The following is a 13,190-nucleotide window of genomic DNA, read 5'->3' on the forward strand; positions in this document are numbered from 1 at the left end:
GTACTACTTCTTCTTCGCAAATATTTCAAAGGTATTCGTTTCGCCATCCAGTTGGGTAGTATCAATAGTGTAGCCAGTTAAGTTCAAGTATCTTTCCACATTCGATTTTGCTGTTTTGCTATCAACCAGGACGGTAACTTCAGTCGAGTTAACTTCCAGGGCCTTTTTGGTCATCAGAACCGGTTGGGGACAGGACATTCCTCTAGTATCAATTTGCGCCAATCTTAACACCTCCTTGGACAGTTGCTTTGGCATCTCGTTCTATATTGAAATAAGCAATCATAAGTAAGAGAGCAAAACCAATGAGTACTGCGATCTTTCCATTAGGGGAAGGTCCTTGAGCACTGGCGGCAAGGGAAAAGTTATGAGCAAAGGCCGCTCCGGCGGACATTCCTAAAACTGTAATGACGGAATCAACATTTCCTTCGGCAGCCAGAATAAGTTGTCTTAAGGGGCACCCTCCCAGAAGCACAGAGCCCCAACCTGCCAGAGCCATGCCTAGAAAATTCCATAACCCATCAGCATGGGCAACGGATTGACCGGCAAAACCGAGCTTATAAAAACCAAAGTATAAATTTCCTAGGCTGGCAAAAACAATGATCGAGATAAATCCTAAAATTAAATAAGTATCTTTAAAGAGAATAGCATCTCGAATACCTCCGACCATGCATAACCTGGTTCTTTGCACTAAGACCCCGACGATCAATCCTGCAGCAAGAGCAATCCGCACCGGCGCATGCCCGGCTCCCGGGCCTTTGGTACTAAAGAAGATGAAGGCAGGTGCTGTTAAGAGCAGGATGAAAAGCCCGACATTAAACAGGGGGAATAGGTAACCTTCTAATTTGGACAGTTTATAAGTTCTCTTAAGACTAAAGCCATTTTTCAAGAAAATAATGCCAAGAATAATTCCGGCGGCAAATCCAGCCAGGCCAAATAGAGCATTGAGGTCGCCGCCTCCCAGTCTTAAGACCATGCGGAGAGGACAGCCTAAAAACATTAAAGCACCAATCATAACCACAAAACCAAGCATAAAGCGAATGAAGGGTGATGAGCCTCCTCGAACATCAAATTCCTTTTTAGCAACTGATATCAGAAAAGCTCCTAAGACAATCCCGATAATTTCCGGACGTATATACTGAACAACTTCTGCGCGATGTAAGCCCAAAGCTCCCGTAGTGTCCCGAATAAAGCAGGCGATGCAGATTCCCATGTTCACTGGATTACCAAAACGGACTAGGAAAACTGCCAGTATCCCAATAACTGCTCCTGTAAAAATAATTCCTTTTTTACTATCCAATGTTCTTCCTCCCTTTTCTAGAATAAGAGTTTGGAATGTTTAACGTTGAAATCTGTCTTATCCCTCCTTAGTTATAATAATAAGATTATGCAAAACATAATATATATATAATATTAATAATACAACAATTATTCCTATATATCTAGAATTATCCATGAGTTTTGTTTTTTACCATTTTAGGTATTTACTGTACTCGTTTGTTTATTTTTGCGAGATGATCTCTGGAACTTTGTCACTTGTACAGGGATAACGGCAACTGCTGCACCTTTAAAAGAAGAAATTCTGAGAACAGCCCGAGCGGGATATCTTACTGAAACAGATTGCAGAACTTGCCCGGCAGCCTAATGAGGAAAGAATACTTGGGACGGTGGTAAGTATTCGTGTATACATTGTTAATATGGCAACAAGAACGGAAAAATAAAGTATAATTAAAAACATTGAATTATACAAAAGGTTTCATTTCTAAAGAAATTCTTTGTATAAAGTACCTTTGGCAAAGTCGAGTAAATAAGCATGGAGGAAGAAATTTATGAGTAGTTTTAAAAGAGTGATGGTAGCCAATAGAGGCGAAATCGCTATTAGAGTATTTAGAGCTTGTAATGAGCTGGGAATAAGGACTGTCGCGATATATTCCAACGAAGACAAATACTCCCTCTTTAGAAGCAAAGCCGATGAGGCTTATCTCATCGGTGAAGGCAGAAGTCCAGTTGACGCTTACCTAAATATTGAGGAAATCATTAGTCTGGCAATCAAAAAGGGCGTAGATGCAATCCATCCTGGATACGGATTTTTATCGGAAAATCCTGAATTTGCCAAGCGTTGCGAACAGGAAGGTATTGAATTCATTGGACCGACGGCAAAGATGATGGACTCCCTGGGCGACAAGATCAAGTCAAAGATTGTCGCCAAGGAAGTCGGAGTCCCGATCATTCCGGGTTATGAGAAGGATATTAAAACTGTGGCTGAAGCAAGAAGGCACGCGAAAGAATGCGGTTATCCTCTGATGCTTAAGGCAGCTGCCGGAGGCGGCGGAAGGGGAATGCGGATCGTCAGAGACGAAAGTGAGCTGGAGTCTGGCTTTTTAAGCGCTAAAAGCGAGGCGAAAAAAGCCTTTGGCATTGATCATATCTTTATGGAAAAATTCATAGAAAAACCCAAACATATCGAAGTACAAGTCCTCGGGGACAAGTACGGCAATATTGTACACATGTTTGAAAGAGACTGTTCAATCCAGAGAAGGCATCAGAAGGTCGTGGAGTTCACGCCAGCCTTTTCCATCCCTCAGGAAATTAGAGATAATATTTATCAGGATGCTCTGAAGATTGCCAAGGCTGTAAAATACAGGAACGCCGGAACCCTTGAATTTCTGGTAGACGACCAGGGAAGTTATTATTTCATTGAAATGAATCCGCGGATCCAGGTTGAGCACACGGTTACAGAGATGGTAACGGGAATAGATATCGTCCAGGCACAGATCCTGATCGCCCAAGGATACGCCTTGAATTCTCCAGAGATCGGGATAAACTCCCAGGAGGATATCATGCTCAACGGGTATTCCATTCAATGCAGAGTCACGACAGAGGATCCCGCGACTAATTTCGCTCCTGACACAGGAAAAATCGAATCCTACAAGACGGGTTCGGGATTCGGGATCAGATTGGACGGGGGAAACGGATTCACTGGCGCTGAAATCAGTCCCTATTATGATAGCCTCCTCTTCAAGAACATCTCCTGGTCCAGGAGTTTTCAGGATGCCATCAAGAAATCCATCCGATCTTTAACGGAGACACAGATTACTGGGGTCAAGACCAATATGGGATTTTTGATCAACGTTCTCAATCACCCGCAGTTTCTCAACGGAGAATGTCATACTGGTTTCATCGAGGAAAATCCTGACTTAATCTCCCTTACCCAGAAAACGGATGATGAAAGCCGGCTTCTGAAATTCCTCGGCAATGTGGTAGTCAATGAGACCAGGGGGTTAAAGCAGGATTATGACGTTCCCAAGGTACCCGAAATCGAAGGTGTTACTCCGCAGGACCTGAGTGGGACCAAGCAGATCCTTGATGCTCAAGGTGCAGAGGGGCTTGTCAACTGGATAAAATCTCAGAAGAAAGTATTGCTTACAGACACGACCATGCGGGATGCCCATCAGTCGCTGATGGCGACACGGATTAGGACCAAGGATATGATTAAGATTGCCAAGGCAACTTCAGTCTACGGCAAAGATCTATTTTCTCTTGAAATGTGGGGGGGCGCAACCTTTGACGTGGCCTACAGATTCCTCAAAGAGTCTCCTTGGGCAAGGCTGGAGCAGCTGAGGAAACGAGTCCCCAATATCCTCTTCCAGATGCTCATAAGAGGAGCGAATGGGGTAGGCTATAAGAACTATCCGGACAATGTCATCAAAGAATTTATTAAAGAGTCAGCAGCTACGGGTATTGATGTCTTTAGAATCTTCGACTCTCTAAATGAGCTGAGAGGCATGGAACTCTCTATTGAGGAAGTCTTAAAGAACGGGAAGATCGCTGAAGCCTGTATTTGTTATACGGGAGACATCCTCGACAGTAAGAAGGAAAAGTATAATTTAGATTACTATATCAAGCTTGCGAAAGAGATAGAAAAAACCGGTGCCCATATTCTGTGTATAAAAGACATGTCGGCCCTCTTAAAGCCCCATGCCGCCTTTAAGCTGGTCAGCGCCTTAAAAAACGAGATCGGTATTCCCGTTCATCTTCATACCCACGACACCACCGGTAATGGGGTGGCAACTGTACTCATGGCTGTGGAAGCGGGGGTGGATATTGTGGACACTTCCTTTAACAGCATGTCAGGACTTACGAGCCAACCAGCCATGAATTCCATTGCTGCAGCTCTTAAAAATATGGATAGGGACCCGGGAATTGATTTGAAAGGAATCCAAAAGGTGTCAGACTACTGGGAAACGGTACGACCGGTTTATGGCAAATTCGAGTCGGGTTTGAAATCGGGATCTGCTGAAATATACAAGTATGAGATTCCCGGAGGGCAGTACTCCAATCTTAAGCCTCAGGTGGAAAGTTTCGGGCTTGGGCATAAATTTTCCGAGATTAAGGAAATGTACAAGACAGTTAACGAGATGTTGGGAGATATCGTTAAAGTCACTCCGTCCTCGAAAGTCGTAGGAGATTTTGCCATATTTATGGTTCAAAATAACCTCACTTCAGAGAATATTTACGAGAAAGCAGAGCATATGACCTTTCCTGATTCCGTCGTAGCTTATTTTAAGGGGATGATGGGTCAGCCCATGGGAGGTTTCCCGGAGAAACTCCAGAAGTTAGTTCTGAAGGGGGAAAAACCAATCACTGAGCGTCCAGGCGAACTGCTCCCAGATGAGGATTTTGACAAAATCTCTAATCACCTGAGGGATAAATTTGAGTTTGAACCAACTAAAAAGGATATCCTGAGCCATGCCTTGTATCCGGAAGTGTTTGAAGGTTTCTTGAAAATTGTAGCGGAATACGGAGACCTGAGCAGGCTAGGGAGTGACGTGTTCTTCCATGGTCTACATGAAGGAGAGATTATCGAGGCTGAGGTCGCAGAAGGAAGGAGTCTGATGATCAAGCTCCGCTCCGTTGGAAAGCCGGATCTGGAAGGATACAGAACTCTAGTGTTTGAAGTCAACAGGAATAGAAGAGAAATCAAAATCAAGGATAAGAGCTGGAGCGACATAAACCTTCTTAGCCAGTCTGGAGAATACAGTTTGACGGAGATGGCAGACCCTGACAATAAGAATGAGATTGGATCCCCTATTCCAGGGACTGTGGTGACGTTAATGGTAAAAGAAGGAGATCAGGTAGCCCAAAATCAGACCCTGGTGGTTGTCGAAGCTATGAAAATGGAAACAAGGATAACGAGTTCTTTCTCAGGGATTGTCAGATCGGTGAATATAAAAGAAGGACAGCAAGTCAAGGCTGGCGAACTCCTTATTGTTGTCGAATAATGGGTATTAAAAAAGTTGGTTTTCCTGAGGTGAGGAAAACCAACTTCTAAACATTTTTACGGGAATGCCAAGAAGCAGGGAAAAAGTCCTTTGAAGAGGAACAAGTGTATGAGGGAATAATAATCTTTCTGGCACAAAGGAGAGGTTGGAAATGGAAGTAGTCCTAAGAAAATATCAGGATACGGATATACCTGCAATGGTGGAAATTTGGAATCATATTGTTCAAGAGGCCAATGCATTTCCCCAAATGGAACAACTAAGTGAAGAGGGTGCCAAAAATCTTTTTGACTCTCAAACCTTTACTGGAGTAGCTACAGTGGAGAATCAAGTTTTGGGGTTGTACATTTTACACCCCAACAACATAGGAAGATGCGGACATATTGCTAATGCCTCTTATGCTGTTAGTGAAAATTATCGAGGACTTCATATTGGAGAAAAGCTGGTGCGTCACTCTATGAAAGTCGCGCGAGAATCGGGGTTCTTGTTATTGCAATTTAATGCGGTGGTCAGTACAAATGCCGGAGCAATTCATCTTTATGAGCGAATGGGATTTCATAGATTAGGTGTCATCCCGAAAGGTTATTTGCTTGGCAACGGAAACTATGAGAACATTATCCTTTACTATATTGAATTGTAGGATCACCGAGGAGCAATCTCCTTAAGATGGATATAAGTGCAAGAGTGATACAAAACATTAAGACGGGAGTTCAATAAGGGTAAATAACGAAGAGTGACTGGCCTAGGAGTAGGGCGGTCACTCTTCTGGTCTGTGATCTAGTTGTTCGGCGATAGATCCTGGGTTATCAAGAATGAATATTAGAGATATTGCCATAATATCTGAATATATTTAAAATTCTCTTTATAGATGATAAAATACAGTTGGTTGCAGTATGCTTAAGAACCATGTTGTACTCAAAGATATTACAATTGAGGTGTGCTATGATGCTCCTTAAAGATGGAACCAATCCTCGGATTTCATACCTGAACCTCGGCGACAGTATCGGTAAAGCAGTGAGAATTTTCATGGAACTGAAGATTGCTATTATTCCGGTGTTAAATAGAGAGGGCGGACTTTTGAGTATTTTTAGCAGAAGTAGTCTTTATCGGGCAATCTTAGATGGTGCAACTCATAAGGATATCATTGATCCTTACCTGATACACGAAGTAATCAGTATCTCGGACGATATCCCCGACGATCAGTTAGCTGATTTTGTGAAGATGAGTCAAGTAGGCTCTGTTCCGGTTGTTAATAGAGAGGGAAAAGTCGTTGGCCTGTTATGTAAGGCCAATATGGTTATGACCCTATTCAGACATTCGGAGCTATTAAACGTACAGTTGAAAGCAATTTTGGATTCCATGCATAATGGTGTGATTGCCGTCGACGGCCATGGGATCGTCACACACCTTAATATCGGTGCTAGTCGAATATTAGGCTTGAAAGCGGATACATCCCTTAATCGACCCTTTCAGCAATTACTGCCTAAACTAGATTTAACCCCGGCATTAGTTAAAGGTGAGGTTAAAATCGGGCTAAGGTACAGACATTGTAATGTTACAATGGTCGTCAATATTACGCCTTTAAAAATTGGCGGTAATATTGCTGGAGGAATTGTTATTTTTCAAGACCTCACTGACTTGGAACAAGCAGCAAGAGAGTTGGAAACGGTTAAAGCCCTCAATAAGACCTTCGATACAGTTCTCAATATTATTCATGACGGAATCATTGTGGTGGATGAGACGGGAAAAACCACACTTATAAACCAAGCAATGGCGGATTTTTTAACATTAACTCCCCAAGAAGTGATTGGTAAACATATTACAGACATTATTGAGTCAAGCAGCTTACACCTTGTGGCAAGCTCCGGCATTGTGGAAACAAGTGAAGTGCTTACAATACGAGGCAAACCGTTAATTGTTTCACGGTTGCCCATCATCAAAGAAGGAGAAGTGGTTGGAGCTGTCGGGAAAGCGGTATTTCCTCAACTTGCTGAAGTACGGGAGCTGGCTGAAAAGATTCGGCTATTAGAAAATAAGGTGAATTTTTTCCAAGAAGAATTACAGAAAAACAAAACGGCCCAAGAGATTATCAAAGATATTGTTGGCGAGAGTACTGAAATGAAGAAACTCAAAGAAGAGATAACCCTTGTTGCCTCGAGTCGTTCAACGGTGTTAATCACTGGGGAGAGCGGTACTGGAAAGGAAGGTGTGGCTCATGCGATACATCTTTGCAGTGACCGCAGCCAAGGCCCTTTCATAAAAGTCAACTGTGCGGCAATTCCGGAAAATCTAATTGAGGCAGAGATGTTTGGTTATGTTAGCGGTGCCTTTACCGGTGCGGCTAAGGCTGGTAAACCGGGGCGTCTAGAGATCGCTAATGGAGGAACTCTCTTTCTGGATGAAATAGGGGATATGCCCATGGCTTTACAATCCAAGTTATTGAGGGTATTGCAAGACCGTGAATTTGAACGGTTAGGTAGTACAAAGACGATTAAGGTGAATGTCCGTGTTTTAGCTGCTACTAATAAAAACCTTTATCAAGGGATTTCTGAAGGAGAGTTCCGAGCGGATCTTTACTATCGGTTAAATGTGATCAATTTGCATTTACCGCCCCTACGTGAACGTCCGGACGATATTCAACCCTTAACCCAATTTTTCATTACAAAATTTAATAAGATTTTAAAACTAAACGTCAGTGGTATTGCGGATAATGCCATGAAGACTTTGTTGAACTACTCATGGCCGGGGAATATTCGTGAACTGGAAAATGTCGTCGAAAGGGCTGTGAACTATTCACGCAGTGGTTTGCTTTTGTTAGAGCATTTACCCGATCAATTACTGAACAGTAGCTCTAGAGAAAACCCCCTATCCGTGGGAAAGATTCGTCACCAAGAGAAAATCGCTGGTATTGAAAGAAATATGATTGTCCGAGCTCTTGAAAAGGCCGGAGGGAATAAGACGAAGGCTGCAAAACTCCTAAATCTTAGTCGGTCAAGGCTTTACGATAAACTAGATAAATACAATCTCAAATATTGAAGATAGAGTAAAACAAACGTCCCGGAAGCGGACACATTTAGAACAAATGTGTCCGCTTCCGGGACGTTTTTCTAGTTCCAAGACTTAGTTGGATTCGAAGCTTATGAAAATAAGTTGAACAACAATGATTTTTTTGAAGTGGAGAATAACAAGGCCTATGGCTCAATAAATGCTGTAAACCCTAGTGAGTCAAGAATTTAACGCAGAAAACAAAGTCTGTTAAAAGTTAGTTGGCATATTAATTGCAAAATAGTTATATTATTCAGAAAATTAACAAATAAATAAAACTGAATTACTCCCAGTTCAAACATTATTATTTCTAGAGTCTGATCAACTAACAACTGAAGGGGTTAATTATGAAAAACAGTCTGGGTCAAGGCTTCAACCGAATAGTAAGGAGGAAACATTAAATGTCAAAAGTAACCCAAAAACTTGAATTAACTAGAAAAACCTATTATAAGGGTGCGAAAATAAGCGCCTTTGGTGAACGAGTACCGGATTATTCAACCCTGGGCAGAAAAATTGGCAATACCTTTGCCAAACAACGAGAAGTTGTTTGTGTAGAAGCCTGTAGAACTCCTTATGGGAAATCCTTAGGAGCTTTAGTTGAGTTTGATGCTGCCCAGTTAGGAGCATTGGCTATTAAGGAAGTCATACGCAGGACAGAGGGCAAAGTTGCTCCCGGCGATGTGGATTATGTAATCATGGGCCATGTGGTTCAGGCCGGCTGTGGTCAAGTTCCAAGTCGTCAAGCCACTCTTTTGGCAGGACTTCCTGAATATGTGCCTTCCATTACGGTTAATAAGGTTTGTTCCTCTGGGGTTAAAACCATTGACTTGGGGGCCCAAATGATTGCTTTGGGAAGAGCCGAGATCGTCATAGCGGGGGGACAGGAAAGCATGAGTAACATCCCCTTTGCCCTTCCGGATATGAGACAGGGAAAAAGGATGGGTTTTCTAAATGCTGATTGCGAAGATTTGATGGTTAAAGATGGACTCTGGGACTCTATCTACAATCGTCATATGGCCATTCATGGTTCAGAAGTGGCGGATGAATTTGGGTTTAGCCGTGAAGAACTGGATGAATGGGCCTTACATTCTCAGTTGGCTGCAGCAGAGGCTATAGCGTCGGGAAAGCTTGATGATGAAATATTCCCCATTGCAATCCATAAGGGAAAAGATATTTTTGAGCAGGATGAAGGACCACGGGGCAACTCCACAATGGAAGGCTTGGCTAAGCTTGGACCGGTTTTCAATCACTCAAGCGCTGTTACGGGAAAACCCGGCAGTGTAACCGCGGGAAACGCGCCAGGAACTAATGATGGCGGAGATGTGTGCTTGCTCATGAGCCGAGCTAAGGCTGAAGAATTAGGTTTAAAGCCTCTATTCACTATCGTGGATTACGCAGAAGTATCCCAACCTACCAAAGATATTGCCACGGTTCCGGGGCTTTCCATTAAGAAAGTTTTGGAACAAAATCAGATGACCTTGGATGAGGTTAAACTTATTGAGATTAATGAAGCCTTTGCAGCTGTAGCCCTGGTTAGTGCGCGAAGCATCTTAGGGATGACGAAGGATGAGATGCTGGCAAAGGTTAATGTAAATGGCGGCGCGATTGCCTATGGTCATCCCATTGGAGCAACGGGAGCCAGGATTGTTATGACACTGGCTTATGAGCTAAAACGCCGCGGGGGCGGATATGGAATCTGTGGAATCTGTGCCGGTCATGCCCAAGGGGATGCCATGCTTATCCGTGTCGAAGCTGACTAAGAGACAGATTTAGATAACGGTTAGAATTGGAGTGGAGTTAAATGGATTTTCGACTTAGTGAAGAAACCCTTATGGTTAAAGAGATGGTTAAAAAGTTTGCCAAAAGCCAAGTTGAACCCATGGCTGAAAAAATTGATAAAAGTCATGAGTTTCCAATGGAAACCTGGAATAAGATGAGAGAGCTAGGGCTGACAGGATTTCCTATTCCTGAAGAATGGGGTGGGGTGGGAGGTTCTTACCTGGACTTTGCCATCATCATTGAGGAATTGGCCAAAGCCTGTGCCTCAACGGCGGTTATCACCAGCGTACACACTGGTTTGGGATGTATGAGTATATACCTTTATGGCAGTCAGAGATTAAAAGAGAAATATCTGAGAAAGCTCTCCACCGGTGAAATTATTGGGGCTTATGCTTTGACTGAGCCTAACGCCGGATCCGACGCTGCTGCTCTTAAAACAAGGGCGGAAGATAAAGGGGATCATTTCTTAGTCAACGGCAGCAAAATATTTATTACCAATGGCGGGCATGCCACCACCTACTGTACTTTTGTTAAAACAGATCCTTCTCAGCCTAAAGGCAAAGGAATAACCTGCTTGATCATTGAAAAAGACACCCCCGGCTTTGCGATTGGCAAGCCGGTTGCCAAGATGGGTATGAATGCTGATCCCACCTGTGAACTATATTTTGAAAATGTAAAAGTACCGAAAGAGAATGTTCTGGGCGAAGTCAATAATGGCTTTTCCGTTGCCATGGGATTACTGACCGGTGGCCGCATTACCATTGGAGCACAAGGATTAGGGATCGCCGAAGGGGCTTTGGACTACACAAACCATTATATTAAGGAACGACAGCAATTTGATAAGCCCTTGGCAGCTAATCAGGGGGTTCAGTTTATGATGGCAGACATGGCGACAAAAATAGATGCCGCCCAAATGCTTGTTTACAGGGCCGCTTGGCTCAAGGATAATCATCTGCCCCATAACAAAGAAGCTTCGATGGCTAAGTTCTTTGCTACAGATACGGCCATGGAAGTGACGACAAATTGCGTTCAGTTAATGGGCGGATATGGCTATTGCTCAGAGTTTCCCGTTGAACGTATGATGAGGGATGCAAAAATCACCCAAATTTATGAAGGGTCTAATCAAATCCAACGGATGATTATTGGCCGTGAAGTCATCGGTCGTTTTTAGTAATTCTGAAAACGATTCTTGATAAATCTCATTAAGCTCTTAAAAGTCTGATGAATAAATAACTATCTTTAAAGGGGGTTTTAGGAATGGCTAGGCCTAAAATTGTGAGTCTTACTGAAGCAGTAGGACAGATTAAGGACGGAGATATGTTAACCTTTGGAGGGTTTACGGTTTGGCGTCGTCCTATGGCGGCTATTTACGAGTTAATTCGCCAAAAAAAGCGCAATTTGCATCTCGTGGAAGTTAATGGCGGAACTCATGATGACATGCTCGTAGGGGCCGGATGTGTGGGAATATGGGAATCAAGTTGGTGCGGACACGAACTTTATGGCAAATTCGGCAGTAATCTGGCCCGTAAAATAGAAAAAGGAGAGATTCTCTACGAAGACTGGGCACATATTCATATCTTAAACAGACTGACTGCCGGATCGAAGGGACTGCCCTTTTTGCCCACCTATTCTGCCATGGGGTGTGATATGTTAAATCCGGAGAACGATAACCTTGGTAAGGCCGGACTCCGTGACGGATCTAACCCCCATATTGGTAAATTAAAATACGCCATGTACCAAGAGCCTTTTACGAATTCAGAAATCGTTTTGGTTCCGGCTGCTAATCCGGATTGGTGTATTACTCACGTTCAAATGGTCGGCGCGGAAGGCACCGTTCGAGTGGATGGCCTAAAGTTCAGCGATCAAGAAGTTATCAAGGCGTCTAAACACAACATTATTATTGCTGAACAAGTGGTTCCGGAAGAATATTTGCGTCGAGAACCCACCCGCAACATGATAGGGGGGTATCTGGTAGATTATATTGTCGAGCAGCCTTGGGGTGCTCACCCAACAGGTTTGTATGGCGTACACGAACCAGACGGAGAATTTATCTCTAACTTCTTTAAGGCAACCCGCACACAAGAGGGTTTTGATCAGTGGGCTGAAGAATGGATCTTTGGGGTCAAAGACTTCCAAGAATACCTGAGCAAGCTAGGAATTACGCGTTTGGAATCCCTCAAAGCCAATCCGGCTCTAGGCTATTCTTCCACCATGAAAAGGGGGTCAAGATAATGGAAAGCAAAAAAGGCCATTCTAAACCCGGTGAGTTTAAGCCCATTGATCTTTTGGCTTGTGCTGCAGCTCGAGAAGTAAAGGATGGAGAGATCGTCTTTGCGGGAACAGGCCTCCCAATGTTAGCCATCATGGTAGCTCAGCATACCCAAGCGCCTACCGCAGTCTGTATCTATGAATCAGGCTCCATTGACGGTAGACCTATAGATCTACCCACCTCCGTTGCCGATGCCCGCTGTAGTTATCAGGCTGCAGTTGGTGATGGCCTAACTGACGTCTTCGGTCAGCTCCAGTCCGGTAAAGTGGACTTGGCGTATCTGGGTGGTGCAGAAGTGGATCTCTATGGCAATGTCAATTGTACCTTTATGGGCGGTCCTACAGGGAAAAGGCTGACGGGCAGCGGTGGCAACTCTGATATTCATTCCCTTGCTAAGCGCAGCGTTTTAATCATGCCTCAATTTGGTCAAAAACGTCGTTTTGTTGAGAGAGTCAGCTATATTACCTCCCCTGGCTGGAAAATTCCACATTGGCCGGATAAAGAATGGGTTCCCAAACAGGAGGTTTATGGGTCGGCGTTCAATGGCGGGCCAGCTGCTGTTATTTCAGATATGGGTGTTTACCGTTTTGATGCAAAGGGCGAAATGTATCTGGATACGGTTCACCCCGGATTTACGCCGGAAGAATGCCGGGAAAACTGTAGTTTTGACCTGAATAATTTCTAAGTGTAAAGGTGAAACTCTGACTCCTACTTATGAGGAATTAGAACTGCTCTATAAAGTCATTGATCCTGAGGGAATTATTATGAAGTAATGATTAAAAAACATTGACGTCAGTAAGATTTTGTAATAGGCTTATTCT

At 43.5% G+C, this 13,190-nt stretch carries 8 protein-coding genes and 1 pseudogene; 7 read left to right on the forward strand and 2 right to left on the reverse strand.

Annotation, left to right across the window (positions count from 1 at the left end; all coding sequences use genetic code 11):
- Nucleotides 1-3: 3 nt before the first annotated feature.
- Entirely contained in the window at nt 4-231 is a 228-nt protein-coding gene (locus BLS16_RS15430; RefSeq protein ID WP_242876313.1) for a sulfurtransferase TusA family protein, read from the reverse strand.
- Nucleotides 209-1,297: a YedE family putative selenium transporter gene (gene yedE / locus BLS16_RS15435; protein WP_092334579.1), complete on the reverse strand. Its 1,089-nt coding sequence runs from the start codon at nt 1,295-1,297 to the stop codon at nt 209-211. Before yedE ends, BLS16_RS15430 begins: the two co-directional genes overlap by 23 nt.
- 529 nt (nt 1,298-1,826) lie before the next feature.
- Between yedE and BLS16_RS15440 the strand changes: the two genes are divergently transcribed.
- The 7 genes and pseudogenes from BLS16_RS15440 (at nt 1,827) to BLS16_RS15470 (ending at nt 13,142) form a co-directional block, all read left to right on the forward strand.
- Nucleotides 1,827-5,279 (forward strand): pyruvate carboxylase, encoded by a 3,453-nt coding sequence (locus BLS16_RS15440; RefSeq protein ID WP_092334580.1) that lies wholly within the window; start codon nt 1,827-1,829, stop codon nt 5,277-5,279.
- Between the two features lie 151 nt (nt 5,280-5,430).
- Nucleotides 5,431-5,916, forward strand: coding sequence for a GNAT family N-acetyltransferase (locus BLS16_RS15445; protein WP_092334581.1), 486 nt, complete (start codon nt 5,431-5,433; stop codon nt 5,914-5,916).
- 305 nt (nt 5,917-6,221) lie between these two features.
- The gene (locus tag BLS16_RS15450; RefSeq protein ID WP_092334635.1) at nt 6,222-8,312 is read left to right on the forward strand and encodes a sigma-54-dependent Fis family transcriptional regulator; all 2,091 of its coding nucleotides are present in this window, start codon (nt 6,222-6,224) and stop codon (nt 8,310-8,312) included.
- 410 nt (nt 8,313-8,722) lie between these two features.
- Complete coding sequence (locus BLS16_RS15455; protein ID WP_092334582.1) at nt 8,723-10,081, forward strand: thiolase family protein; 1,359 nt, start codon at nt 8,723-8,725, stop codon at nt 10,079-10,081.
- A gap of 41 nt (nt 10,082-10,122) precedes the next feature.
- The gene (locus tag BLS16_RS15460; RefSeq protein ID WP_092334583.1) at nt 10,123-11,271 is read left to right on the forward strand and encodes an acyl-CoA dehydrogenase family protein; all 1,149 of its coding nucleotides are present in this window, start codon (nt 10,123-10,125) and stop codon (nt 11,269-11,271) included.
- A gap of 86 nt (nt 11,272-11,357) precedes the next feature.
- On the forward strand, nt 11,358-12,332 hold the full coding sequence (locus tag BLS16_RS15465; RefSeq protein WP_092334584.1) for a CoA transferase subunit A: 975 nt from the start codon (nt 11,358-11,360) through the stop codon (nt 12,330-12,332).
- A pseudogene (locus BLS16_RS15470) lies at nt 12,332-13,142 on the forward strand (CoA-transferase subunit beta). The gene BLS16_RS15465 and the pseudogene BLS16_RS15470 overlap by 1 nt, the downstream one beginning before the upstream one ends.
- The last annotated feature ends 48 nt before the right edge of the window (nt 13,143-13,190 follow it).

The organism is Desulfosporosinus hippei DSM 8344, from assembly GCF_900100785.1.
GTDB lineage: Bacteria > Bacillota > Desulfitobacteriia > Desulfitobacteriales > Desulfitobacteriaceae > Desulfosporosinus > Desulfosporosinus hippei.

Coding starts and splice junctions, on each gene's coding strand:
- BLS16_RS15440 (WP_092334580.1), top strand. CDS start 1,827: ATGAGTAGTTTTAAAAGAGTGATGGTAGCCAATAGAGGCGAAATCGCT.
- BLS16_RS15445 (WP_092334581.1), top strand. CDS start 5,431: ATGGAAGTAGTCCTAAGAAAATATCAGGATACGGATATACCTGCAATG.
- BLS16_RS15455 (WP_092334582.1), top strand. CDS start 8,723: ATGTCAAAAGTAACCCAAAAACTTGAATTAACTAGAAAAACCTATTAT.
- BLS16_RS15460 (WP_092334583.1), top strand. CDS start 10,123: ATGGATTTTCGACTTAGTGAAGAAACCCTTATGGTTAAAGAGATGGTT.
- BLS16_RS15465 (WP_092334584.1), top strand. CDS start 11,358: ATGGCTAGGCCTAAAATTGTGAGTCTTACTGAAGCAGTAGGACAGATT.
- BLS16_RS15450 (WP_092334635.1), top strand. CDS start 6,222: ATGCTCCTTAAAGATGGAACCAATCCTCGGATTTCATACCTGAACCTC.